Genomic DNA, 25,611 nt, shown 5'->3' on the forward strand with positions numbered 1-25,611 from the left:
GCGGTTAGGCAGCGAGTGAGAGGGTATAGCTAAGCAGAAGAGGCAGCGTAAGAATGCTGAAAAAGTTGCCAAATAGTACCATTGACGCCACCTTCATGGGTTCTATATTCAGTCTTTCCGCAAATAGGTAATTCATGACGGCTGGCGGCAGCATTGTGAAGAGCACCATCATTTGCAATTGCATCGTTGGAAGGGGAATTAACCAATAAATAAGTGCAAAAGCGACAGCACCAGTTGCCAGTGACTGCACGGTACACAACACACCAATCTTTAAACCGTCCAACCTTAAATGACACATTTGTGCCCCCAGAGATAAAAGCATCACGGGTACGGCCGCTTGCCCAAGTAGAGCCGTGGCTTCGTATAAAGGCGCCCATGCACCCACATTTGACACGTTGAGAAACAGAGCCAACGACGCTGCTAAAAAGATTGGCATCTTGACTATTTGCTTAAAAGGGTTGCCATGACTAAGCAGCATTACGCCTAAGCTGATATGCAAGTATGCTGACACGACAAATAAAAGCACTGCTGACGACAGCGCAATTTCTCCAAACGTATAGGTAAACAAAGGAATAGCTAGATTTCCGCTATTGCGAAACATATGTGGTGGCGCCCAGGTTTTAAACGAGAGTGACGTCCATCGACATACCGGGATCATGAGTAGTGCGGGAATTAAAACCGCGACAATTGCCGCCAAGAGAAGCGGCCCCTGATTTGAATCGAGCGGCATGCTAACGAGTGACGAAAATACCAGTGCTGGCGTAAAAAACCTCAATATTAATGCGGTTTATTGGGCGAAAGTCAGGCTTGATGTAACGACCGACCAAATAGCCAACTCCGACAAGAGCAAAAACAGGGAAAAGAATATTTATGATTTGATTAATCATGGTCGCCTAGAAGCAGTGTAAGAAGCTAATGAGGAAATACACGAACTTCCACATTATCAATCTTTATATATGGCGTCATCGTTAAACAGCGAGAAGCGTGGGTTTAATCAAGCTTTCTAAGCACAGTTGCAAAGTACAGGTGGTCATACCTTTTAATCTAATTGTTACGTATCGAGTTACATACAAATCACTGAATTTACGACAAGTTCTATGTCAAGTGTCTGTTAAATAACCAATATCTGATATTTTTATTAAATAGTGTTTAATGTTGATATTTAAACTACTTTTAGTTTTATAATCTGGATGTTTTTCCTGATAAAGATGAAACAAAAACAAAAATATCAAATTTCTGGCGTTTAACAATAATTTACGTAGTGCTATTCCTTTTGTTCGCCAAGAAAAAAGTTGGCGAAAATCATAAGCTTGTCATACACTTCCTGATGTAACCCCGATATGTTGTTGAATTGGTAGGGTAAAACTGCTCTGGCGCTACACTAACGTAGCATTGTTTAACATAGCTTTGAGGAAAGTTTTATGGCGCTCACAAAAGCCGAACTGGCAGAAAACCTGTTTGATAAATTAGGATTTAGTAAGCGGGACGCCAAGGAAACGGTGGAAGTGTTCTTTGAAGAGATTCGTAAGGCACTGGAAAGTGGCGAACAGGTAAAACTGTCAGGTTTTGGTAACTTTGATCTTCGTGACAAGAATGAACGACCTGGTCGTAACCCGAAAACTGGTGAAGATATTCCAATTACTGCTCGACGTGTAGTGACTTTTCGCCCGGGTCAGAAGTTAAAAGCTCGTGTAGAAAACCTGAAGAAAGTACAGTAAGCCGAATAAATGGATCACGCTAAGGCGTGGTCTTTTTTTTGCGTAAAATTCGTGTGCATACAAATGAAAACCACCGTAATGCGGTGGTTTTTCTGTTTATGAGAGACGCTTAATGATATCGGTTACGCCGCTTCTAGATGCGTTGTTAAGTATGGTTGCCATGCTTGTTGGTACAAGTTCTTAGACTGTGTACGCATGTTGCGAATAGAGGCAAGCTCTATTTCGCTTAGCTCACGTTTTTCCAACATCGCTTGACGTTCTAGTTTCTGGATTTTTTCGTATAGGTCGTGTTCGGGACCGCTTTTTACATCTGCGATTGCTTTCAAGTGCAGTTGAACTTCGGCTACTAGGTTTGTTTTTGGTAAACGAACGAGCAAGTTCAAGTCTCTATATCCTGAAGGGCCAGGTTTTTTGAATCGATTTTTTACTTTCACAATCGTTGTTTCACGCTCTAACGTTTCATAAATGGAGACTAAACTCGCGACGTCTTCAGCTACAATCGTTGCACGTGCTAGGTCAGTAATACGTTCAACTTTCCCATCTAACTCTAAAGCTATCTTTTCTTCTGCTCGTTGTTTGGATTTCACGCCTGCGAAGTATGGCTGAGCGTCATTAAGAAGTGCGGTACTTTTACAGATAGTTTCAAGTTCAAATTGCGCTTGGTGAGCTTTGCTGTAAAGAATGTCGAAGTCAGAATATGGCTGAGTTGGTGTGGTGTCGATTGACTGAATGCCATATAAACCGCTAAGGCTGTGTTTAAAAAGTTTCGAACAAACTTCGTTTTGGCTGGTTGAACGATTTTGTTCGCCATTAGGCGCAGGGGTAATTGGAAGTGCGGCAAATGCCGGTGCACGGCTAAGTACCAAAAGCATCAATGCTGTAGTACGAAGAAATAAGCTCATTCACTCTCCTTAACTTGCTTGTACTTAGAAAATAGGGAACATAAAGGTCGCTAAGTTCGGCAAATCAGGTACTAACTTATAAATGGGGCCATTACGAAAGATTCCAAGGTTTCAGTTTTATCTTGAAGTAGAATCGTGCGTTAGATCACCATTTCTCTTTTCTTTATTCTGATTATCAGATAAAGGCGCATCTCCTATGAGACCGATTACATCCTATCACCGCAGTATTAACCAAAGATGAACGGCATAGACAAATTGAAAAAAAACGTTAGTCTTACCTCTCAAAATGAAAACAGCCGACAAGTAGAAAGTAAAATGAGAGACCAAGAATTTTGGCATAACAAATGGGCCAGCAATCAAATCGGATTTCACTTGGAAGATGTAAACCCGCTATTACCAGTATATTGGAAACACACTAATCCAAAGCGTGAAGATAAAGTGTTAGTTCCTTTATGTGGAAAGTCAGAAGACTTGATTTGGCTAGCGATGAAGCATGATTCGGTTGAAGGTGTTGAGCTAAGCCATATCGCTGTGCGTGCCTTTTTTGCTGAACATTTTTACACGCCAACGGTAACGCCTCTTAATGGCATGCACGAGCTTTATCAATTTGATGAGCTCTCTATTTATACTGGGGACTTTTTCACTGCACCAGTATCTCAAGCCGATATCATTTATGATCGCGCCGCGTTGGTTGCTTTACCGCAAGATATGCGAGAGGAGTATGTAGAGCGTCTCAAGCAACTGCTGAATCCAGGCGGTCGTATTTTGCTTGTTACACTCAACTATCCTCAAGAAGAGATGGCGGGGCCTCCATTTAGCGTGCCGGTCGAAGAGATTGAGCAGTTATTTTCAGGTTACAAAGTTACTTGTTTGAACGTAGATGAAGCTGACGAGAATCATCCTAAAATTGCGAAAAAAGGCTTAAGTCGCTTCTCTGAAGAAGTGTACTTAATCGAGAGTGAATAGGCTCTCTTCGGTTTGGAACACGAAATAGCGCAGCAAGTTGAGCTGCGCTATTTTTGTATGAGTGGTTCGTATTTAATAAATGATATTCACTTTTGAAGCACTTTCAACAGCATCTTGAACGGCTTCTTCGGTGGTTTTTCGTCGCGTAAGGACAACACCTAAACGGCGGCGGCCATCGATTTCTGGCTTACCGAATAGACGAACTTGTGTTTGAGGTTGAGCTAAAGCTTTGCTTAGGTTTTCAAAGCGAATGTTTGTGGAAGTTCCTTGTCCAAGAATAACAGCAGACGCAGATGGGCCATATTGCACAATATTATTAATTGGCATTCCGGTAAACGCGAGCACGTGGAGAGCAAACTCAGACATTTCCTGTGAAATCATTGTAACCATGCCCGTATCGTGAGGGCGAGGAGAGACCTCATTGAAAATGACTTTATCGCCTTTGACAAACAGCTCTACACCAAAGATGCCGTAGCCACCGAGCGCGTTTACCACTTTCTCAGCCGTGTATTCAGCTGCTTTTACTGCGTTTTCTGACATAGTTTGCGGTTGCCATGATTCGCGGTAGTCGCCATCTTCCTGACGATGACCAATTGGAGCACAGAAATGCACACCGTCAACGGCTCTGATGGTCAATAAAGTGATTTCGTAATCGAAGTCGATAAAACCTTCCACGATAACGCGACCTGCACCCGTACGTCCGCCTTCCTGAGCGTAATCCCATGCTTTTGTAACGTCGTCTTCGGTCTTGATAACACTTTGCCCTTTACCGGAAGAGCTCATCACTGGCTTCACCACGCACGGAATACCCACATGCTCAACCGCGGCTTTGAAGTCTTCAAAGTTATCTGCAAAACGATAAGGTGAAGTCGTCAATTCCAGTTCTTCTGCTGCCAAACGTCGGATACCTTCACGATTCATTGTTAGCCTGGTTGCCTTAGCGGTTGGAACAACATTCAGTCCTTTTTCTTCAAGCTCTACCAGTTTGCCGGTTGCGATGGCTTCAATTTCTGGTACGACGTAAGTAGGTTGTTCCTTCGTAATAACTTCTTCTAAGGCGTTCCCATCTAACATGTCGATAACATAACTACGGTGAGCGACTTGCATCGCTGGAGCATTGGCATAGCGATCACAAGCAATCACTTCTAAACCAAGTCTCTGGCATTCAATGGCGACTTCTTTACCGAGTTCGCCAGAGCCTAAAAGTAATACACGGGTAGCATTTGCGCTAGTTGCAGTGCCAAACATAGTGTTCCCTTACAAAATAGAGTGATGAGACAGAAATTGCAGGAGATCATACTGAAGTTTTATGACAAAGCAAACGTTTGCTTTTGGTTTTTAGGTAATAAAAAAGCTCTACATGTTGTAGAGCTTTTTGTTGAATTTGTCGTTTATACGTTGACAAAACTAAGCGGAATATCTGGATTCAACGCTTCCAACGTTGATTGCGTATCGGCTAAGTGACTGATCTTACCTTCAGAGTTTTCTACCAATGCAGCGGCTTTGATGCTGTCAAAGTTTTCACCCGCAAGTAAAACTTGGATTAGCGCAACTTGTAGCGGTGGCAAGCTAGGATTAAACGCTGCATTTTCTGCATAAGCGCCTTGGAATACACGGCCGCTAGTCATCTCTAATGCTAAACCACTCAAGTTGTTGGTGTATGGAGAGTGGCTCATGTTCATCGCTTCAACTGCACTTTGGATGAGTGCGTCTTCATCATCACATGAGAATTGGTGTTTAACTTCTGCCATTAAGCCGGACTCGATACCGAGATCGTTTGGTCCAAAGGCTTCAGGCAGGTATTCATGAAGTGACTTTTCTTCGCGTTCTGGGAGCTGGATTTTAAGCTCGTTTGCGGTAGATAACTCATTCATGAACTGGCGGCAGTGACCACATGGGCTGAAGTTGATAGTGATATCCTTAACACCACGTTCGCCTTTCATCCAAGCATGGCTAATCGCAGACTGCTCTGCGTGAACCGTTTGACCCAACTGTACACCAAAGAATTCCATGTTGGCACCGAAGTAAAGGCGACCTGAAAGGCCACGAACGATAGCGCCGACATAAAAGTCAGAAAGGGGAGCATAGGAGTACGCTGCGGCAAAAGGAAGTAGCGCAACACGAAGCTCTTTGTCTGATAGACCGGTAGCTGAAAGCAACTGCTCAAATTGTTGAACTGAAAGCGTAGCATCAAAATCATCAGCTTGGATGATAGGAGCAAGTTGTTTGGAAAGTGCTTCTGGAGCGCCTGCTAGCGCCTGTTCAATGCGACTTTTCATGTTGAATCCTTGTTATTGCATGGACAGTTATTCTATGTGAAAGATAGAAATGTTCCGTGCGTTAGATCACGATAAATAATGCAATTGATAATTCTGTTACATAATTAGAGTGAGCTCACACATGTATTCGATTGCACAGGTGTGAAGCGTTATCTCCGTCTCACAATTAACCATATCAGTATATATTCATATGACCAAGGAGCAGGAGTATGTTACTAACGCGACTTTTACCGCTATGCTACTTTATGCCTACGTAATCTAGAGCGAGTGGTAGCACCTAGAATGCTAATGCTATGAATGTATATCTCGATCAAGTCCCTTCACGATATTACTGGGTGAGGTTGATAGATAAGATAGGGTTTTGAAAAGGGTAAGGAAGAAGCGGAAAGGCTACGGCCTGCCGGAAGGAGGGCAGACCGAGAGCGCTTAACTATTGATATAGCCAGACAGCCAAAGCAAAAAAGCTTGGAGCCAAAATAGAAGTTATGATCCCACATAAAACCAATGCGAGTGATGAGAACGCGGCATCTATGGGCTGTTTCTCTGCACAAGTAGCGGTGCCTAAGGCATGAGAGACTGTACCCATTGTCAGACCACGTGCAATCGGGTGTTTAATTCCAATCAAATTGTAAATTGGGTATGCCAAAATTGCGCCCAATAAACCGACAATCAGAACCAAGATCGCTGCAACGGCGGCTTCACCACCGAGGTGACTCGATATTTCCATCGCTATTGGTGTAGTGACGGACTTACCCACTAGACTCGCGATTAAACTGATATCCGCTTTGAAAGCGACTGCGATCAAGGTGGTTGTCATCATCGACATCACACTGCCTACTGTGCAAGCAAAAGTGATGATTCGCCAGTTTGCTTTAATTTGTGGTAGTTGTTCATATAGTGGATAAGCCAGAGCAACTACGGCTGGTTGAAGTAAAAAACTGATCCCTTCGTTATCCGCATAATACGTTTCAAACGGTACATTTAAGTAAGTAAGCAAAGGAATGAGCACTGCAATACTGATCAGCAAAGGATTTGCTAGAGGATTATTCACTTTGATTGCAATTTGGCGCGCGACAAGAAAAACCGCAATGGTAACAACTAACCACATATCAGTGCTTCTCCTTTAACAAGTAGTCCAGCAGCCAAGCGAGGCTGACTAGTACAATGAGTGAGCCTCCAACTGCGCTAGCAATGATAGGGAGGGCATTAGCGAGTAGCATATCGAAATGTTGCATTAATCCCACGCTGATAGGAACGAACAATAAGATCATATAGCGTATAAATAGCGTGGCGCCCGGTTTGACCCAGTCGACTTTTACAAGCCCAAGAGTCATGGAGAAAAACAGTACGAGCATACCGATGACACTTCCTGGAACGGAAACGCCAGTGAACTTTTGAATGGTAATTCCGATGCCAAGTGCTCCCATGATGAGGAAGATTGAAATGAGCAGTTGGATCAGTTGTAAGAATCGTTCTTTAATCATTTTGACAGTATATAAACAACAAGCACACCATAAGGTGCGCTTGTATTAGGAGGAGTTAGGAAGCTAAGCTCTCTACATAACGGTACACGGATTTTAATATCGCAATCTTCTTTTCGTCACTTTCATGTTCGTGAACTAAGTTTTCTAAATTCAGCATGTACTCTTCAATTTGGCTTTCAAACACTTCTCGACAGTGTAATGCCCAGCGTCTTTGTTCTTGCTCGTCTAATGTGCCTGGGAAGTTACGCGCACGATAGCGGAACAATAGAGGTTTAATGCGCTTGTCATCAAATTCAATGTCCAATGCGGCAAGATTATTCGGATCGGTTTCGCGAATGATATCCATAGCTGCGCGATCAGCCGGAGAAAAGAACCCGTCGTAAAGTTGTGTATCGACGTCATCACTTTTATCGAATTTACGCTCGACGGAAAAGAGGCTAATCAGCTTTTCTCTAATTTCAGGATGTTGGCGCAACAAAGCGAGATTAGCGAGACATTGTTGGCGATCAATGCCAATAGACTCCGCATTTTCAGCCGTTAACGTTTTTGCAGGGGCGAGAATAGGGCATTTGTTCAAATGAACTAGTTTAACTGGCACTGGTAGCAATTCACCAAGATCTTCGCGCTTAGTGTAGAGTCTTTCGTGCAGCTCTTCTGCGGATAGCTCAAGAATAGGTTGAGGGTCTTTCGCTAAATCGATGGTGATAACGGCGTTATTATTGGTTGGATGCCAAGCAACAGGCACAATCCAGCTAGTGTACTGGCATTCGCGCCCTAGCATGCCTGAAACGTGCATCAACGGTGTCATGTTGACGATGTCGACTAAATCATTGAGCTTGCGCTTTTGGCGCATAGAAAAAAAGTAATCAAACAATTTTGGTTGCGCTGCTTTTACTTTCTTTGCCATTTCGATAGTCGCAACCACATCTGCCATGGCATCGTGCGCGTTACTATGTTCTATGCCGTTAGCCACAGACAAGTGTTCTAATTTAAAGCTAGTGAAGCCATCTTCGTTTTCTGGCCATTCTACGCCTTCTGGGCGAAGGGCATGGCACGCGCGTAGTACATCGAGTAAATCCCAACGTGAGTTACCGTTTTGCCAACTCCATGCGTATGGATCGATGAAGTTGCGATAACAAGTATAACGGGTCACTTCGTCATCAAAGCGAATGCTGTTGTAGCCTAAACTGGTAGTATTTGGTTTTGCGAGTTCAGCGTGAATCTTAGCGATAAACTCTGGCTCAGAAAGGCCCTCTTGCACCGTTTTTTGCGGAGTAATACCAGTAATAAGCGCAGCTTCAGGAGACGGAAGATAATCAGCCGGTGGTTGACAGTACATGACTAAAGGCTCGCCGATGATATTAAAGTTTTCATCTGTACGAACACCAGCGAACTGGCTTGGGCGATCTTTCGCGGGGTTGGTTCCCCATGTCTCATAATCAAAGAAGAAAAAAGTGGGCTGATTATCTTGGTGCATTCTGCTTACCGTTTACAAAACCGATGACAGTATTAGACCATTCAACGCCTTGACTAGCAACGAAAGATGCAAGTTGAATTTTTGAAAATGAAAAAAGCCGATGGCGAACCATCGGCTTGATATTTTACGTTTTATCGCTTTGGAAGGAATTTGAGTTCTATGCTCGTGTTTCTTCCAATGTTGCTTCACTTTCTGGTGACTTCAGCACTCGGCTAGCAATTGTACCCGCAGTCATTGAACCTGAAACGTTTAGTGCGGTACGTGCCATGTCAATCAATGGTTCAATAGAGATAAGCAGCGCCGCGATGGTCACAGGTAAGCCCATTGCAGGAAGAACAATCAAGGCTGCAAACGTCGCACCGCCGCCGACACCTGCAATACCAAATGAGCTGATGGTGATAATCGCAATCAATGACAGGATAAAGTGAAGATCCAGAGGGTTGATACCCATTGTCGGAGCTACCATCACTGCAAGCATTGCAGGATAGATACCCGCACAGCCGTTTTGGCCGATAGTGGCACCAAACGATGCTGATAGGTTTGCAATCGCTGGTGGAACGTTAAGCTTGGTGATTTGCGCTTCTACGTTTAGTGGGATCGTTGCTGCTGAGCTACGAGATGTAAACGCGAAGGTCAGTACAGGCCAGATTTTCTTAAAGTATTCCGCAGGGCTAACGCCGACAAAAGAGACTAATACACCGTGAACAACAAACATCAGTGCGATAGCAACATAAGACGCCACAATGAAGCCAAATAGGTTTAAGATGTCGCCTGCGCTTGATGTCGCTACCACTTTTGCCATCAGTGCTGCGATGCCGTATGGCGTTAGCGCCATGATCATCTTCACTAATCGCATAACGATTGACTGAGCTGCTTCTACGAAAGTACGAATAGGTGATTCCAACTCTGCTTTTTCCATCATCACTTTACGAGCGGCGATACCAGTTAACACGCCGAAAATCACAACAGCGATAATTGATGTCGAGCGAGCACCTGTTAGATCAGCAAATGGGTTGGTTGGAATGAAGCTAACTAGCATTTGAGGAATAGTTAGGTCACTTACTGTACCAGCACGGCTTTCTAAAACGGCGATACGAGCGGTTTCACGCGCGCCTTCAGTTAAACCTTCTGCTGAAAGGCCAAATGTCGTTGTCACCAAGATACCGATAAGTGCAGCAATTGCAGTCGTTACTAGAAGAACAGAGATGGTCAGGCCAGAAATTTTACCTAATGATCCACCTTTCTCCAATTTAACAACTGCAGAGATCATCGATACCAATACTAGTGGCATGATGACCATTTTCAGTAGACCAACGTAGCCACTGCCTACAATGCCTACCCATTCAAGTGTTTGAGCAATAGCGCTGTTGCCTTCACCGTGAATGAGTTGCAAAGCAAGACCAAAAAGAGAACCGGTAACAAGACCGATCAAAACGAGACGTGAAAGAGTGTGTTTCTTTTGTTGTTGATTAAATAGAAAGAACAATATGCCAACAAAGACGGCTAGAGAGGCTATCACTGCAAAATTCATAATTTGACCTTATCAACCAGCCGAAGTGGCGGTTGTTTTTTATACGGGGTTTTATACGGATTTATTTATGGAGCGTAAGATAACGCTCGTGATATAACTTTAAAAATGACAAACGGGTATTAGCTAGATCTAAAATGAATATAAAAACGAGATCTAAGTCGCATGAGAGTGTGAATTAGCACGTTAATTGTACAAAATGGTTATTCGTAGTGATGCAGTAAGTCACGCATTTCTTTCCTTTGTAAGTAAACCACCGAGTCTTCTTGATAACTGAAAAGTTGATAAATCATCGCTTTGGCGACATCTTCCGCTCGAATAGGTAAGAAGTTGGACAGTTTGCCAAGCATGAGTGGGCGAATTACCTTAAACAGAGTTTGCACTAACTTCTCGTCCGTTCTTGGGTTTTGACGTTGACCAACAAGCGGGCCTGGGCGAACAAACACGATTTCCTCAAAACCCATAGCTTCGATTCTTTGTTCCATTTGTCCTTTACAGGCTAAGTAATGGGATGGTGATTTACTATTTGCACCAAGGCTAGAAACAACCGCAAGGCGTTTGACTCCGATCGTTTTCATCTGTTGGGCGACTTTACACACCAGATCAACATCTACTCTACGTAAATTATCCTTACTGCCTGCTTGCTTAAGGGTCGTGCCTAAACAGATAAAGCCGATGGTTGGTGTTGGTTGGTTCTCATCCCATTGGTGGATAGAAAGGTCTGCATCAATGAGAGGAATAAGCTTGTTGTCCACATCTAGGACGCCATCGAGTGGGCGGCGAGAAAGATAATATAATGTTCCAACACCTGATTGATTTATGAGGTTTGCAATGACTTTTGAGCCTACTAAGCCAGTTGCACCGGCGATGATTGAGCAGGTGTTGTTATCCATATCTTTTCTTCTATATGGGAATATAGTCTAAGCTATTGTAGCGGATTTCAACGAGTTACTTATAATCTCGTGCAAGAAAGGTGAGACGCTCTGCGAACTCGGCAGACTATCCTGAGATAAACTTGATTAGCGCTGCCCCAATTGGATGCAAGTGTATACAATAGTGGGCGCGCAAAAACTGTCGCTGAACAAGACCTCTTGAACAACAGAACACCTCTCACCCAGATAACATCAAAGGAACGTAAAAAATGGATGACTCTTTTGCTGCGGAGATACAAGCACGCATAGATAACAAAACCAAACCCGTCGGTTCTTTAGGCTTATTGGAAAAGGTGGCACTGCAGTTAGCTCTTATTCAAAGTCAGAATAAACCTCAGCCAGTTGATTCCATCGCTATCTGCAAACCAAGCATGCTGGTATTTGCTGGAGATCACGGCGTTGCAGAGGAGGGTGTGAGCATTGCGCCAAGCGAAGTCACTCAGCAAATGGTGGCTAACTTTCTCGCTGGCGGCGCAGCCATCAACTGTTTTTGCGACATCAATGGCATTCAACTCAAAGTAATAGATTGCGGCATGTTGGCTCCTATTGATGTGCTTGTTCCAGAATTTAAATCCCATCCCAACTTGGTTGAACAACGGTTGGGTAACGGTACGGCTAATTTTTCTAAACAATCCGCGATGTCCCCAGAACAAGTGGCGCTAGGTTTAGAATATGGTGCGAAGATTGCTGAGCAAACCATTTTGCATGGTTCAAACCTCTTGATGTTCGGTGAGATGGGCATCGGTAATACCAGTTCGGCCTCAGCACTGTTATCGGCGCTGAGCTCATTAGATATTGATTATTGTGTTGGCGTTGGCACTGGAATCAATCAACAGCAGTTGAGCCGCAAATATAAATTGGTAGCACAGGGGGTAAACCGATGTCGAGGTCTTGATACTAAAGCGATTCTTGCACAGGCTGGAGGTTTTGAAATCGTACAAATGGTGGGCGCTTTTTTAGAAGCCAAGCGGCTTAAAACTCCAGTTTTAGTGGATGGGTTTATCGTATCGGTAGCGGCTTATATTGCGACGTTGCTAGATGAAGAAACGCGTGAATACATGTTGTTTGCCCATCGCTCTGAAGAAAATGGACATAAATTTGTATTGGAACATCTTAAAGCAGAACCTCTGCTCGACCTTGGTTTACGGCTAGGGGAGGGAACAGGAGCCGCTCTTGCCTTACCCTTGTTAAAAGCTGCCGCTCAGTTTTACAACAAAATGGCGAGCTTCGAGAGTGCAGGAGTTACAGTATAGTGTCAGTCCCTGATAATTCTGAGAAAGTCACGCCGTCATCGTTAAGATACCAGTGGGAGTTATTTCTATTAGCTACCAGTTTTTTTAGCCGCTTACCCGTGCCCCAAGCGTTGCCTTACAGTGAAGAACGCATGAATCAGGCAGGCCGTTACTTTGCGTTAGTTGGTCTCGTGCTTGGAGCACTTTGCGCTTTGGTATTCTCGCTCACCTCAATTTTTTTCCCAGAGTCGGTTGCCATAGTATTAACGATGGTGTTTAGCTTATTGTTAACTGGGGCTTTTCACGAAGACGGCTTGACCGATATGGCGGATGGCATTGGCGGTGGCATGACCGTAGAGCGACGCCTCTCTATTATGAAAGACAGTCGTATTGGCACTTATGGTGCCGCCACTCTCATTATGGCGTTATTGGCTAAGTATGTTTTTTGGAGTGAACTGGCTAACTTGCCGCACTTTTGGTTGGTCATTGTCGTCGCTTACACCGCAAGCCGAGCACTAGCAGCGACGCTTATTTATGACATGCCTTATGTCAGTGACAGTGATACGTCGAAAAGTAAACCGCTAGCAAGTCGCCAGTCTTCTCTAGAAGTCTCCATTTTGTTGTTTACTGGTGGCGTAACATTGCTTGTGCTTGGTTTCGCGGATGCGATCTTGATATCGCTTGTTCTCGTGGTATTTCGTTTGATGTTCAAACGTTGGTTAACCAAGCGAATTGGCGGCTTTACGGGGGATTGCCTTGGCGCAGCGCAGCAGCTATCGGAACTGCTTGTTTATCTCACTATGATTGGGTTGTATCACTCCTCATGAAGCAATTGATACTCGGTGGCGCGCGCTCTGGGAAGTCGCATTTGGCAGAAAAAACAGCTAAGCAATTATCGGTCGCTTCTCAGCGAGCATTACACTATGTTGCAACCGCGCTGCCATTTGACCAAGAAATGCGAGAGCGAATAGCGCATCATCAAAAGCAACGCGGGGGCGAGTGGCAAGAGCATGAATGCCAGCTTCATTTATCTGAGTTACTGACAAATTTCGCTACCACCGATGTTGTATTGGTCGATTGTTTAACCTTGTGGCTCAACAATTGGATATTTGAGTTAGGTGATGAATGTTCCAATGAGAAGCTAGAAGCAGAAATTGAAAAGCTTATACAGGTGGTGCGTGGCTCAGATGCGACGTTAATATTCGTCTCTAACGAGGTTGGAATGGGCATTGTACCTTTGGGGGCGGTTAGTCGTTATTTTGTGGATAATGCAGGACGGATGAATCAAAAACTAGCCAGTGTTTGCCATCGCGTTACCTTTGTTGCTGCTGGTTTGCCGTTGGTTCTTAAAGAGTAGGATGGAACAAAATGAAAACACTCAATATCTATCTTGTGCGTCATGGAAAAGTAGACGCTCCACCAGGACTCCATGGCCAAACAGATGTAAAAGTTACGCCTGCTGATCAAGAGAGTATTGCTCGGGCTTGGGCCGAGAGTGGACGAGGTGTGGGAGGAATAATTTCTTCTCCGCTTTCACGCTGTCAAGAACTGGCAAACATCATTGCTGAACAGCAATTATTACCAGTAATGACGGATGAGTCTTTACAAGAGATGGCATTTGGTGATTTTGATGGTATGCCTTTTGATATGCTCACTGAGCAGTGGAAAAAGCTAGATGCTTTTTGGCAATCGCCAGCACAACATACGTTGCCGAATGCTGAGAGCTTAAGCACATTTTCTGAGCGCATATGTCGCGTTTGGTCTCAAATCATCAACGATATCAATGACAATCTACTTATCGTCACGCATGGTGGCGTCATTCGTATGATTCTTGCTCATGTATTGGAGTTAGATTGGCGTAACCCAAAGTGGTATTCGACGTTGTCGATAGGAAACGCTTCTGTCACGCATATAACAATTACTATAGATGAGCAAATTTACGCCTCGGTGCGTTCGATTGGCGTACCTCTTTTAACTCGTTAATTTATAAATATTAAAATGCCCAGAACGATATTGCTTACGGGCATAGTCACGGAAGATGTCAGTGGAAGCCTATCTGCTAGGTGCAGGAAGCGAAAATTGACTCAGTTACATAAAAAGGAAATATAGAAATGACAACGCCGAGTTGGGATTTGTCCATCGTTTATAACGACCTTTCTGACCCACGAATTCAAGACGATATTGCTCTTGTGGAACAATGTATTGATCTTTTGAATAAACAATCAGCAGATTGTGGCAACGTAGAGATCATGCAAAATGCGATTTTAACCAATGAAGCCGCGAGTCGTTTAGCGGGCACAGTTGCAAATTTTGCGAGTTGTTATGCTTCTGTTGATGCAACAAACGCCGAAGCGAAATCGTTACTTGGTAAAATGACCCGCATCTTTTCGGAGCTTTCCCAAGCGTTCAGTCCCTTTGATTTGACATTAACTCATGCCGACGAAGAGTTTATCTTGCGCGTGTTAGACCATGAGAATCCTGATATCAGTGGGCAAGCTTTTTCTATCTTGAATTCTAGAAAGTTGGCGGATACTCGTCTTAGCAACGCAGAAGAACAGTTACTGGCTGCGATGAGTGTGGATGGCAAATCGGCTTGGGGTAACCTATACGATAACCTGACTGGCTCATTGAAAGTGAAGCTTGAGTACACAGATGGTAATAGTGAAGAGCTTGGGTTTTCTCAAGCGGCAAGCATTCTTTATGGTTCTGAATTCGAGCGTCAAGAAGCCGCGTGGCGAGGCGTACAAGATGCAATGCAAACGCACCAAGAATCATTCGCTGCGATTTTGAATGCGTTAGCAGGATGGCGCTTAACTGAAAACAAAAAGCGTTCTACGAAGCGTGAAGTTCACTTCCTAGAGCCGAGTTTGCATGGTAGCCGAATCCAAGCTGAAACTTTAAATGCGATGATGACAGTCGCCAAAGACAGTCGAGCTATTGGTCAGAAAGCAGGTTTATTGATGGCGCAAGTACATGGTCTGGATGAGATGAAACCTTGGAATCATCTGGCGGCTATGCCTGCTTTGAGCGGTGAAGCGAAGGTTTACGACTTTGATGAAGCGATTGATGTTATTTGTGAAGCATTTGAAACAGTAAACCCTGAGATGTCGGAGTTTGTCCGTTTGATGGTACAAAATGGTTGGATTGATGCCGCGCCAAATGCTAACAAGCGTCTTGGCGCATACTGCACCAAACTGCCAGCAACGCGAACACCACTTGTGTTTATGACTTGGAGTGGCAGCCGTTCAGACCTTATGACTCTGGCACATGAACTTGGCCATGCGTTCCATAACTGGGTTATTCGTGATTTGCCACTTTGCCAAACTTACTACCCAATGACGTTAGCAGAAACCGCCTCTATCTTTGCAGAAAACATCGTTCGTGATCATTTGATTTCGAAAGCTGAGAGCGTTGATGAAAAGCTCGAGATGTTGTGGGAAGAGTTGTCATCTGCGCTAGCTTTAATGATCAACATTCCGGTTCGCTACGAGTTTGAAAAATCGTTTTATGAACGCCGCCAGGATGGAGAGTTAACCGCAGATGATTTCTGTGAGTTGATGTCAGAAACTTGGAAAGAATGGTATGGCGACGTAATGAGCGAACCGGATCCGTACTTCTGGGCAAGCAAGCTGCACTTTTCTATTGATAGCGTGAGCTTTTATAACTACCCATACCTATTTGGCTTCTTGTTTAGCAAGGGTATCTATGCACAGCGAGAAACCAAAGGCGAAGCGTTTTACACCGATTACATCAATTTGCTGCGCGATACAGGCTGCATGATGGCGGAAGATGTCGTCGAAAAGCATCTGTCGATGGATTTAACCCAGCCAACGTTTTGGCAGCAGAGTGTTGAGCTAGTGCGTGAAAAAGTCGATGAGTTTGAGCGTTTGCTCGCACAGCGCGGCTAAGTTTTTCGCAGTGTTGATGCATAATCTGCTTTATAGCTACAAAAATTTGATCAAATCATAATGATCTTAATCAGGGCTGTGGTAAAGTTCACAGCCCTAACACTTTGTAATTGTTTGAAAATTAAACGCCTCAATGCTTGATTTGAGTGCCTGGCGCGAAAAGGCATCGGATTTTCGAGGGAAATAGTGATTTCTACTCATAAGTGAGATCGCAGCAACAAAAATCCTTTGTACAATTTATTAACATATCCGCCGTGCTATTAAGGAGTAACGCATGACGAAGTCTCTCTTTCGCCAATCGTTTTTAACTGACACGTTAGATGTTCATATTGATGTTGCACCAGCGGAGCAGGTGCTTTCTAACGGTGTAAAACTTAAACTCTATCAGCGTGGTGTATTAGAAGTAATCCCTGCGAATTATACTCAGGATACGAAGAACATCATCATCTCTTGTGGGGTTCACGGAGATGAAACCGCACCGATGGAGCTGGTGGATTCCATTATTCAAGACATAGAATCTGGGTTCCAGACGGTCGATACCCGTTGTCTGTTCATTATCGCTCACCCAGAATCCACTCTGGCGCACACGCGATTCCTCGAAGAAAATCTCAACCGTCTGTTTGACGAAAAAGAACACAAACAGACAAAAGAGCTTGTTATCGCCGATACGCTTAAGCTGCTTGTTCGAGATTTTTATCAGGATACCGACCCGACAACACGCTGGCACCTTGATTTACACTGCGCGATTAGAGGCTCGAAGCACTATACGTTTGCAGTAAGTCCTAAGACTCGTCATCCTGTGCGCAGCAAGGCATTGATCGATTTCTTGGACAGTGCACACATTGAAGCAGTGCTCCTGTCAAACTCACCATCGAGCACGTTTAGCTGGTACAGTGCCGAGAATTTTGGTGCGCAGGCTCTCACAATGGAGCTTGGCCGTGTGGCTCGTATCGGTGAAAATGACCTCGATAAACTGACCGCGTTTGATTTGTCTTTACGTAATTTGATTGCGGAAACGAAGCCAGAACACTTACCAAAACCATGCATTAAGTATCGCGTAAGTCGCACAATCGTTCGTTTGAACGAAGACTTTGACTTTATGTTCGACGACAATGTTGAAAACTTCACCTCATTTGTTCACGGCGAAGTGTTTGGTCATGATGGCGACAAACCATTAATGGCGAAGAATGAAAACGAAGCGATTGTCTTCCCGAACCGCCACGTCGCAATAGGTCAACGTGCAGCTCTGATGGTTTGTGAAGTGAAAACCCGTTTTGAAGAGGGTGAGTTGGTTTACGATTAATCCAACATTGCTTTGAGAAGTTAATTGCAATTTACCGAGGCTTAACTGTAAGGTTAAGCCTCGTTTGTTTTTATCGGCCGCTATGGATTTTCAACAACTTATCCTGAACAAGGAACGACGCTGGCAACGTAACCTGATGGTTATGTCGATCGTGCTCGCTGTACTCTCTGCCATTCACTTGATGGTCGGAGAAATTTTCCTTTCTCCTTTTCAATCCTTATCTGCATTTGAACAGAAGTTATTGGTGGACTTGCGTTTACCGAGGTTAGTGTCTGCGGCAATTATTGGTGCTGCGTTAGCGGTATCTGGCGCGACGTTACAAGTGTTGCTTGGGAACGTGTTGGCTGAACCTGGCGTGCTTGGTATCTCTGGTGGCGCAAGCTTAGCAATGGTCTTAATCATGTTCGCGTCACCTGTTCTTCCTACCCCGATTGTTTTTATGTTGGCAGCGATTGCAGGCTCGATGGTATTCACGTTTGTTTTGGTGGCGATAGCAAGGGCAATGCACCTGACGACGGCTCGATTGCTTTTGGTTGGGGTCGCATTGGGTATTTTATCGAGCGCGATTGTGACCTGGGCATTTTACTTTAGTGATGATCTCAGTTTACGCCAACTGATGTATTGGTTAATGGGCAGTATTGGCGGTGCAAGTTGGTATCAACATACCGTTACTTTGGTGATGTTACCGGTGCTTACCTGGTTATGTTGTAAAGGCAAGTCGCTTGATAAATTGATGCTGGGTGAGATTCATGCGACCCAATTGGGTGTCGATGTGCATCAAATGCGTTGGAAATTGATCCTCGCCATTTCTGTTTTGGTGGGTAGTTCAGTCGCTTTGGGTGGCATCATCAGTTTTGTTGGTTTGGTGGTGCCGCACTTGTTGCGTTTGGCTTTTGGTACGGAAAACCGTTATTTATTGCCACTTTCTGCAATATCTGGTGCTGCGTTGCTTGTATTTGCTGACATCGGCGCAAGACTGTTATTGGACTCCGCAGAGTTACCTTTAGGTGTCATGACAACATCGATTGGCGCACCTATTTTCATCTGGATGCTAGTGAAGAGTCATGATGCACGTTAAACATATGTCGGTTGGTAGTCGATTATTGCCTCTTTCTTTTGAATGCAAAGCTGGCGAAATCGTACATATCGTTGGGCCTAATGGTTCCGGTAAGAGTACTTTATTGGCTGCGATTTCTGGTACGTTAAGTCACCGAGACGGTATGAGTGGTGAAGTGTACGTTGGCAACAAAAACTTGCTTACTTTACCGTTGTCAGAGCAAGCTCATGTTCGAGGTTATTTGTGTCAGCAATCGCGCCCAGCGTTTAATGTTGATGTGTTTCAGTATCTCGCTTTATCTCTGCCAAGTGGTGCTGAGATTGCGGATATCAAAGTGCGTGATGCCGTCAATATGGTGGTGGAGCTGGTACAACTGCAAGATAAGCTTCATCGCAGTATTCAAACATTATCCGGTGGTGAGTGGCAGCGTGTCCGATTAGCAGGTGTATGTTTGCAGGTGTGGCGTACCATTAATCCTTTTTCGCAGTTTTTAATTTTGGATGAGCCAGCAGCACCGTTAGATATTGCGCAAGAGGGTCTGCTCTATCAATTGATTAACGCTATGGCGGCGCAGGGAATTGGAGTATTGGTTGCTAATCACGATCTCAATCGCACATTAAAGCACGCAGATAAAGTATTGCTGCTTAACAACGGTGTGCTGCACTCATCAGGAAGTGCCGATACTGTGCTAACGGAAGAAGCGCTCGGGGAAGTGTTCAATACTCAAGTCAAAAAGGTCATCGTAGATGAGCAACCTTATTTAATCTTTGATTAGTATTTAGGGACAATAAAAAAACGACCTACTTGAGGTCGTTTTTTTAATCGAGAAAGCCAAACTCAACGCTTACTGAGTTAGCGGCTTTAGATCTGCTGGGCGGTAGTAAACAGATTTGAGTACTTTGCCTTTACGAATGGTTTTACCTTCCGATACGAAATCTTCGGCGCATTTCGCGATGATGTATTCACCTTTCTGCACCGCCATCAACTTGATGCCTTGTTCTGCGTAGAATGCTTCTGTTTCTGAGTACTCTTGCTCGTTACGGCATACTTTGCTCATGTTGCTTGAATGTACTTCATCCCAGCAAGGAATAAACTCGATACCACGGTTTACCGCAACGTTTAATAGAAGATCAATTAAGTAGCTGATCGCCAGATTGTCTTCTACTTTGCTGTGGCCAAGATGAACGAGACGGCCCATTAATACATACACGCTGTCTACGATGGCATCTGCTTGCTCAGTTTTACAATCTGCTTCTGCTAGCTCTGTTAGCTCTTCGATCGCCAAAGAGGTGTGTAGTGTGTCTGCTTGCGTATCAAGGCTTGCAGCGTCTGCGACTGGTAAGTCGAACGTACTACGGAACTCGGTGATATCACGGTATAAGTGATCAAAAATCTCTTGGGTTAGCTTTGACAGTTGCATTCTAATTTCCATTGAATCGATTGAAGCGGCAATGATACCAAACCGCACTTTGAACCCCAAGGGCATTGCATCTAACTGGTGATAAATCTGCCTTTGGGAATGGTGGTGCTTAACGAAATAGGTAAGGGAACAGCTTTTTACGTTCTTCCTCTGAAAGGGAGGAAACACGAGCGATGTTTGTATCGGGAATGGATTCAGGATCAGGATAGTGTTTTAGTACCTTTTCCATACTCTCTTCGCGAATCAAATGGAAGATTGGGTAAGGAGAACGATTGGTCAGGTTTTCGTCGTCTTCAGGCCTTGCGCCGCCAAAACAGTAATCCGGATGGAAAGTCGCTACTTGGAAAATGCCTTCCCAGTTTTGCTGCTTAATTAATCCTTCAACCCAATCGATACAAAAGTTGTAGTCCCAGAAATCTTGTAGCATGTTGGGAACCACAACCAACGTGGTCTCAAGTTGTTCGGGCTCTGTGTTACTCAGCTCAATCAGTTGCAATAAAATATCTTCAAGAAGCGCTTCTTCTTGAGTCGCTTCACTAACAAAGATTTTGATTTGTTTATTACGTTGCGGTTTGGCAGCAAACGGACAAAGGTTGAGTCCGATTACCACATCGTTGAGCCATTGATCGACCTGTTGAGTGATCGCTTCGATATCTGTGTTTTGTGTTGAACGCGTTGACATACGACTTTCTGGTTTTTATTAAAGTAGCCCAAGCATAGCAGAGTTGGTTATCTAAGTAACCAGAGAGGTATTACGCAAATGAGCGTACCTTAGCTACTCTTTAAACTCGCCGCGTCAGGTGTTTGGTCAGTGTGCTTTCTTTCGGCAATGTGTTTCAGATACGCAATTGCAGCAAACATTGCTAGGTAGACTGCGCTTCCCCCCATAAGAACACTCGACCAACCACCATGTTGCCAACAATAAAGAAGTAAGAATCCTCCCAAACTACCGCCTACATAGTAGTGTACTAAGTAGAGCGCTGTCGCGGTGGCTTTGGCGCGAGTGGCATTCTGACCGACCCAACCGTAGGCGAGGGTATGAGTAAAGAAGGCACCAAAACTTATCAGCAACAATCCAACTAGCATTGCAGTCAAGCTTTCAACCGCCGCAATCCACATCCCCGTCATGCTCACTATCGCGCCTAAGAACATACCGAGGATTGATGAATAACGTTTACTCCAGTGGCCTGCGCAACGAGAGGAGAAAGTCCCTCCCAAGTAACAAATAAATATCAGTGAGGCCAACCCGACGGGCACATTGTGAGGTTCACTCACCAGACGGAAACCCATGACGGAGTATAGGTTGACGAACAAAGCAAAGTTAAGTCCTCCTATCAGCATCGCGAACCACACGCGTTGGTTTTTAAAATGACCAATAAGCGCACGATTTTGATGGCGTAAGCTGTTTGATGACGGAGTGAAGTTGCGCTGTGTTGGCAATAAATAGTGAACGCCAATGACACCAAGAAGAGTGAACACCATCATAACTTCAATGGCGACATCAACACTGAAATTGTCCGCCAATAAGCCGCCGCTAATACGCCCTGCAATACCGCCTAATGAGTTAGCCGCAATGTACGTTCCAATTGCCATCGAGAAAGCGTGCTTGTCGAGCTCTTCTGCCATGTAAGCCACGGCGACCGCAGCAAAAGCTGCGAGCGCGACACCGATCAGTGCTCGACATACCACCAAAAACAGAAATGAGTCACCAAACAGCATCAAAGCGGAAAGGGTAGGAATCGAAAACAGACCAGCCATCATGACTGGCTTTCTTCCCACTGATTCTGACAACACAGCCATTGGAACGAGGCTAAAAGAGAGAGCGAGTGTTGAGGCCGCAAATAACCAGTTCACTTGCGTTTCTGAGATCGTGAAAATTTGAGCAAAAGTGGGCAGCATTGGCTGTAGTAGGTATAAATTTGAAAAAACCAAGAAGGAACCAAGCGCTAGCGAGAGCGTAATGCGTTTGTATTCCGGTGTGCCAAAACTGACCATGAATCCTGCCTAATGTGAGCAAATGGAGAGACTGTGATCAATCTATCAGTTCGTTATAAATTAAAAAAATATATTAAAAATATGGACACCATATATTTTTGATCTAATGGAATCGAAACAACTTAAACATTTTCTGGCGGTCGCTGAACACGGAAACATTACCCATGCGGCGAAAGCCCTGCATATTGCCCAGCCCGCATTAAGCATTTCTATCAAAAAGTTTGAGCAGTCTTTGGGCGTTACCCTATTTCGCCGTGATGATAAAAAAATCAGCTTAACGAAAGAGGGCGAAACGTTATTTGTACATGCTAAGCGGGTGATTCAACAGTTGCACGACGCGCAGCTCGCGATTGATGAGTTGAAAGGTTTAGCGAAAGGCGAAGTAAGACTAGGGACGCCATCAATGATGGGCAGTTATTTCTTTCCACGAATTGTGATGGCGTTTAAAAGCCAATTCCCTGAGTTAAAATTGACCTTGGTCGAAGCTGGAACTCAATCGATTCGTCGTATGCTGCTCAATGGTCAACTCGATATTGGTGTGATCAGTTGTGATAATGTGCCTGATGATCTAGAAACTGACCATTTGTTTACTAGCCAAATGGTCGCAGTTGTTTCACCTGAGCATGAGTTAGCCCAGCGACACGCTCTTACTTTTGATGAGTTCTTTGAACACGATTTGGTTATGTTTCAGCATGGCTATTTTCACCGCGAATTTTTGGATCAGGTGAGTGAGGAGCATGGGTTTACCATGAAGTCATCATTCGAGACCAACTTACTGCCTTTGATTTTGAGTATTGTAAAACAAGAGTTTGCGATTACCGCGTTACTGGAATTGGTGACTCAACATGAGTCGGGCGTTGTTGGCTTACCGTTTGAACCACCAGTGACGCTGGATCTGGCACTTGCTTGGCGCAAGCAGGGGTATTTATCAATAGCAGATCGAACGTTTATCGACTTTATCAAGCGCTACGTTTAAACGCAGCGCAGATTCATCGTCCGAGCACTAGTCGCCTTTGTACATCTTCTCGAAGTTCTTTGGGTTCCAGCCAATCATTACCCGATCACCAATTTTTAAAACTGGCACTGAACGAGCACCAAGCGCATCAAGTTCTTTGCGACCGCGTTGCATCTTAGCATTGCACAAACGATAGTTAATATTTTTCGAATCCAGATAACGTTGAGCATCTTTGCAGTGAGGGCATTTGTCTTTGACGTAAAGGACGACACGTTTCATTGAGTTTCTCTCCATTATCATTGGGAGGCGAAGTTTAACGGCCTTTCACCATAAATGAAAGGCGAAAGCTAAGGTGAAACTGTCCTTTATCTCAGGTATATTGAGCGCCTTTATTTTGTCATAACAGACGTTAACTCTATGCATCCGTCACTTCGATACATTCAAGGCTACCCACAAAACATCGTAGAGCAGGTGAGCTCATTGATAGCGAGTGGCAAGTTTGTTCCTTGGTTCGAAAAGCGTTATCCCGATAGGCACCAAATCAAAAGCGAAAGGGCGCTCTATGAGTACGCCATGGCAATCAAAAATCGCTACATGAAGAAAGCCGCGCCAATCAGTAAAGTTGTCTACGATAAGAAAATTCACGCGGTAAACAATGCGCTTGGTTTGCACAGTGTAATCAGTAGAAACCATGGTGGTAAGCTTAAGTCGAAAAACGAGATTCGCATTGCCAATGTATTTAAAGATGCGCCCGAGCCACTATTAAGAATGCTGGTGGTACATGAGTTGGCACATACTCGTGAGAAAAACCACGACAAGGCGTTCTATCAGTTATGTTGCAGCATGGAGCCTGAGTATCACCAACTCGAATTTGATGCTCGTTTGTTTATGATTTACCTCGATTTAAAAGCGAATTTGAATGAAGAACAATAATCACAACGCGAAGCAAGCAAAGCCAAAGGCTTCAAAGGCGGCTCAGAATACAGACGCGAATAAAGCCAAGCCGAAGCGTGTTAAAGACAAAGTTGCGCGCAAATCCTCGCAGCCTGCAGGAAAGAGCGAAGTCGAGTTCATAAAAATAGCGAAGAATGGTTTGCATGAGCGTAATGTTCATCGAGGTCGTTACGATTTTAAAAAACTCGTGGAAAGTGAACCACAGTTAAAGCCATTCGTTATCAAAAATCCGAAAGGGGAAGACTCCATAAACTTCTCTGATCCTAACGCTGTTAAAATGCTCAATAAAGCATTGCTTGCTGCGTATTATGGTATCGAGTTCTGGGACGTTCCCGACACCTACCTTTGCCCACCGATTCCGGGCCGCGCTGATTACATTCACCGAGTGGCAGAACTACTTGATAGTGAAGTAAAAGGTCAGTACGCGCACCAAAAAGTGAAAGCGTTGGACATCGGCGTGGGAGCAAACTGTATTTATCCGATTGTTGGTGTAACAAAATACGGTTGGCACTATACGGGCAGCGATGTCGATCCAAAATCCATCCAATCGGCTCAAACGATCGTAGAGCACAATCGTGTTTTGACGGGAAAAATTGCACTGATACAGCAATACAATGATGCCAATATTTATCGAGGTATCATTCAACCGAATGATCGTTATGATGTGACGACATGTAATCCGCCATTCCACCGTTCGGCGGAAGATGCCGCTATGGGCAGCCAGCGTAAAATCGATAATCTAAAAGCAAACCAGCGTAAGAAAGGGCTAAAACCTCAAACCGCACAAGTAAAGACAAGTAAACCTGCGTTGAATTTTGGCGGTCAAAACGCTGAATTGTGGTGTGAAGGCGGAGAAGCGGCGTTTATCCGAAAAATGGCGAATGAAAGCCAAGCTTTTGCCGCACAGGTCTTGTGGTTTACGACACTTATATCCAAAAAAGACAACGTTCGCCCGATGCGCAAGCAGCTTGAAAAATTGGGTGTGAAGGCCATTCGTGTGGTTGAAATGAGTCAAGGGCAGAAAGTGAGCCGCTTTGTAGCTTGGTCATACATGGATAAGCAACAGCGCAAAGCATGGATTGAACTAAAGTAACGTTGACCGTTTCACACTGAACAATAAAGTAGAAAGCCCGCTGATATCAGCGGGCTTCTATTTTGGGAGATCTAAAACTTAATGATGGGCTCACAATCTAGTGAACTGAGAGAGACAAAAGTATCTGTTTTGGCATAGTACAAGCCACAGGTTTCACCTCTGATCTGCAACGTATATTGGTCTGGAAGATCCGTATAGCTGCCATCCAACAGTTGATTGTTTTTCCCTTTTACTCGTCCTTTTTCAATCAACACATGCGGTGAGGATTCAAATACGTTATTTGCGATTCTAGGTGCTGGTGTCCCTTGGATTTCTGCGATCGCGTTTTGAATCTCTATGACTGTTTCCGGAGAGTTCTTTTTACTCAATGCTTCAACGGGTTCTTGTGACATAGCTTGGCATCCTATC

General features: G+C 44.4%; 26 protein-coding genes and 1 pseudogene. 13 read left to right on the plus strand and 14 right to left on the minus strand.

Going from position 1 to position 25,611, the window contains the following annotated elements; translation table 11 throughout:
* Window positions 1–4: 4 nt before the first annotated feature.
* A pseudogene (locus R7040_RS01545) lies at window positions 5–887 on the minus strand (AEC family transporter).
* Window positions 888–1,421: 534 nt separating this feature from the next.
* Here R7040_RS01545 and ihfA point away from each other — a divergent pair.
* On the plus strand, window positions 1,422–1,718 hold the full coding sequence (gene ihfA, locus R7040_RS01550) for an integration host factor subunit alpha (RefSeq protein WP_005377899.1): 297 nt from the start codon (window positions 1,422–1,424) through the stop codon (window positions 1,716–1,718).
* Between the two features lie 122 nt (window positions 1,719–1,840).
* Here the strand turns inward: ihfA and R7040_RS01555 are convergent, their stop codons facing one another.
* On the minus strand, window positions 1,841–2,620 hold the full coding sequence (locus R7040_RS01555) for a phosphoribosylglycinamide formyltransferase (RefSeq protein ID WP_005377897.1): 780 nt from the start codon (window positions 2,618–2,620) through the stop codon (window positions 1,841–1,843).
* 315 nt (window positions 2,621–2,935) lie between these two features.
* Between R7040_RS01555 and R7040_RS01560 the strand changes: the two genes are divergently transcribed.
* Entirely contained in the window at window positions 2,936–3,586 is a 651-nt protein-coding gene (locus R7040_RS01560; protein ID WP_021707633.1) for a thiopurine S-methyltransferase, read from the plus strand.
* A 72-nt stretch (window positions 3,587–3,658) separates the two neighbouring features.
* Here R7040_RS01560 and purT read toward each other — a convergent pair whose 3' ends face one another.
* The 7 genes from purT to R7040_RS01595 form a co-directional block, all read right to left on the minus strand.
* A complete protein-coding gene (gene purT / locus R7040_RS01565; protein WP_064353845.1) occupies window positions 3,659–4,834 on the minus strand; it encodes a formate-dependent phosphoribosylglycinamide formyltransferase in 1,176 nt (391 codons plus the stop codon).
* 143 nt (window positions 4,835–4,977) lie between these two features.
* Window positions 4,978–5,865: a cytidine deaminase gene (cdd, locus tag R7040_RS01570; RefSeq protein WP_053350421.1), complete on the minus strand. Its 888-nt coding sequence runs from the start codon at window positions 5,863–5,865 to the stop codon at window positions 4,978–4,980.
* 430 nt (window positions 5,866–6,295) lie between these two features.
* Complete coding sequence (locus R7040_RS01575; RefSeq protein WP_005377888.1) at window positions 6,296–6,973, minus strand: LrgB family protein; 678 nt, start codon at window positions 6,971–6,973, stop codon at window positions 6,296–6,298.
* 1 nt (window position 6,974) lies between these two features.
* Window positions 6,975–7,349, minus strand: coding sequence for a CidA/LrgA family protein (locus tag R7040_RS01580; protein ID WP_005397786.1), 375 nt, complete (start codon window positions 7,347–7,349; stop codon window positions 6,975–6,977).
* 55 nt (window positions 7,350–7,404) lie between these two features.
* Window positions 7,405–8,826 (minus strand): exodeoxyribonuclease I, encoded by a 1,422-nt coding sequence (gene sbcB / locus R7040_RS01585; RefSeq protein WP_085569561.1) that lies wholly within the window; start codon window positions 8,824–8,826, stop codon window positions 7,405–7,407.
* 157 nt (window positions 8,827–8,983) lie between these two features.
* Window positions 8,984–10,357, minus strand: a complete 1,374-nt coding sequence (locus R7040_RS01590; protein WP_318081253.1) for an L-cystine transporter — start codon at window positions 10,355–10,357, stop codon at window positions 8,984–8,986.
* Between the two features lie 200 nt (window positions 10,358–10,557).
* Entirely contained in the window at window positions 10,558–11,247 is a 690-nt protein-coding gene (locus tag R7040_RS01595) for an NAD(P)H-binding protein (protein ID WP_318081252.1), read from the minus strand.
* A 248-nt stretch (window positions 11,248–11,495) separates the two neighbouring features.
* On the opposite strand from R7040_RS01595, the gene cobT reads away from it, so the two are divergent.
* The 8 genes from cobT to btuD all read left to right on the plus strand — a co-directional run bounded on the left by cobT (window position 11,496) and on the right by btuD (window position 19,561).
* Window positions 11,496–12,539, plus strand: coding sequence for a nicotinate-nucleotide--dimethylbenzimidazole phosphoribosyltransferase (gene cobT, locus R7040_RS01600; RefSeq protein ID WP_053306938.1), 1,044 nt, complete (start codon window positions 11,496–11,498; stop codon window positions 12,537–12,539).
* Window positions 12,539–13,345: an adenosylcobinamide-GDP ribazoletransferase gene (locus R7040_RS01605; RefSeq protein ID WP_053306937.1), complete on the plus strand. Its 807-nt coding sequence runs from the start codon at window positions 12,539–12,541 to the stop codon at window positions 13,343–13,345. The genes cobT and R7040_RS01605 overlap by 1 nt, the downstream gene beginning before the upstream one ends.
* Window positions 13,342–13,875: a bifunctional adenosylcobinamide kinase/adenosylcobinamide-phosphate guanylyltransferase gene (cobU, locus tag R7040_RS01610; protein ID WP_005389806.1), complete on the plus strand. Its 534-nt coding sequence runs from the start codon at window positions 13,342–13,344 to the stop codon at window positions 13,873–13,875. Before R7040_RS01605 ends, cobU begins: the two co-directional genes overlap by 4 nt.
* 11 nt (window positions 13,876–13,886) lie before the next feature.
* Complete coding sequence (gene cobC, locus R7040_RS01615) at window positions 13,887–14,501, plus strand: alpha-ribazole phosphatase (RefSeq protein ID WP_053306936.1); 615 nt, start codon at window positions 13,887–13,889, stop codon at window positions 14,499–14,501.
* Between the two features lie 128 nt (window positions 14,502–14,629).
* Entirely contained in the window at window positions 14,630–16,426 is a 1,797-nt protein-coding gene (locus R7040_RS01620; protein ID WP_138939952.1) for a M3 family oligoendopeptidase, read from the plus strand.
* 274 nt (window positions 16,427–16,700) lie between these two features.
* The gene (locus R7040_RS01625; RefSeq protein WP_005377878.1) at window positions 16,701–17,729 is read left to right on the plus strand and encodes a succinylglutamate desuccinylase; all 1,029 of its coding nucleotides are present in this window, start codon (window positions 16,701–16,703) and stop codon (window positions 17,727–17,729) included.
* Window positions 17,730–17,811: 82 nt separating this feature from the next.
* On the plus strand, window positions 17,812–18,807 hold the full coding sequence (gene btuC / locus R7040_RS01630) for a vitamin B12 ABC transporter permease BtuC (protein ID WP_053306934.1): 996 nt from the start codon (window positions 17,812–17,814) through the stop codon (window positions 18,805–18,807).
* A complete protein-coding gene (gene btuD, locus R7040_RS01635; RefSeq protein ID WP_017820884.1) occupies window positions 18,794–19,561 on the plus strand; it encodes a vitamin B12 ABC transporter ATP-binding protein BtuD in 768 nt (255 codons plus the stop codon). Before btuC ends, btuD begins: the two co-directional genes overlap by 14 nt.
* Before the next feature lie 69 nt (window positions 19,562–19,630).
* Here btuD and R7040_RS01640 read toward each other — a convergent pair whose 3' ends face one another.
* The 3 genes from R7040_RS01640 to R7040_RS01650 form a co-directional block, all read right to left on the minus strand.
* Window positions 19,631–20,206 carry a nucleoside triphosphate pyrophosphohydrolase family protein gene (locus R7040_RS01640; protein WP_005377875.1) on the minus strand — a complete coding sequence of 192 codons (576 nt, stop codon included), beginning with the start codon at window positions 20,204–20,206 and terminating at the stop codon, window positions 19,631–19,633.
* A gap of 109 nt (window positions 20,207–20,315) precedes the next feature.
* Window positions 20,316–20,888 carry a DUF1415 domain-containing protein gene (locus R7040_RS01645; protein WP_053306933.1) on the minus strand — a complete coding sequence of 191 codons (573 nt, stop codon included), beginning with the start codon at window positions 20,886–20,888 and terminating at the stop codon, window positions 20,316–20,318.
* An 89-nt stretch (window positions 20,889–20,977) separates the two neighbouring features.
* A complete protein-coding gene (locus R7040_RS01650) occupies window positions 20,978–22,201 on the minus strand; it encodes an MFS transporter (protein WP_053306932.1) in 1,224 nt (407 codons plus the stop codon).
* Between the two features lie 106 nt (window positions 22,202–22,307).
* Here R7040_RS01650 and R7040_RS01655 point away from each other — a divergent pair, with 106 nt between their 5' ends.
* Window positions 22,308–23,177, plus strand: a complete 870-nt coding sequence (locus tag R7040_RS01655) for a LysR family transcriptional regulator (protein WP_005389786.1) — start codon at window positions 22,308–22,310, stop codon at window positions 23,175–23,177.
* Window positions 23,178–23,204: 27 nt separating this feature from the next.
* On the opposite strand, the gene R7040_RS01660 is transcribed toward R7040_RS01655, so the two are convergent.
* Window positions 23,205–23,435 (minus strand): glutaredoxin family protein, encoded by a 231-nt coding sequence (locus tag R7040_RS01660; protein ID WP_005377871.1) that lies wholly within the window; start codon window positions 23,433–23,435, stop codon window positions 23,205–23,207.
* A 138-nt stretch (window positions 23,436–23,573) separates the two neighbouring features.
* On the opposite strand from R7040_RS01660, the gene R7040_RS01665 reads away from it, so the two are divergent.
* Both R7040_RS01665 and rlmF read left to right on the plus strand, forming a co-directional pair.
* Window positions 23,574–24,089, plus strand: coding sequence for a M48 family metallopeptidase (locus tag R7040_RS01665; RefSeq protein WP_258470004.1), 516 nt, complete (start codon window positions 23,574–23,576; stop codon window positions 24,087–24,089).
* Window positions 24,076–25,203: a 23S rRNA (adenine(1618)-N(6))-methyltransferase RlmF gene (rlmF, locus tag R7040_RS01670; protein ID WP_258470003.1), complete on the plus strand. Its 1,128-nt coding sequence runs from the start codon at window positions 24,076–24,078 to the stop codon at window positions 25,201–25,203. Before R7040_RS01665 ends, rlmF begins: the two co-directional genes overlap by 14 nt.
* A 71-nt stretch (window positions 25,204–25,274) precedes the next feature.
* On the opposite strand, the gene R7040_RS01675 is transcribed toward rlmF, so the two are convergent.
* On the minus strand, window positions 25,275–25,595 hold the full coding sequence (locus R7040_RS01675) for a hypothetical protein (RefSeq protein ID WP_025766761.1): 321 nt from the start codon (window positions 25,593–25,595) through the stop codon (window positions 25,275–25,277).
* Window positions 25,596–25,611: the final 16 nt, after the last annotated feature.

Source organism: Vibrio sp. 1069, from assembly GCF_033340555.1.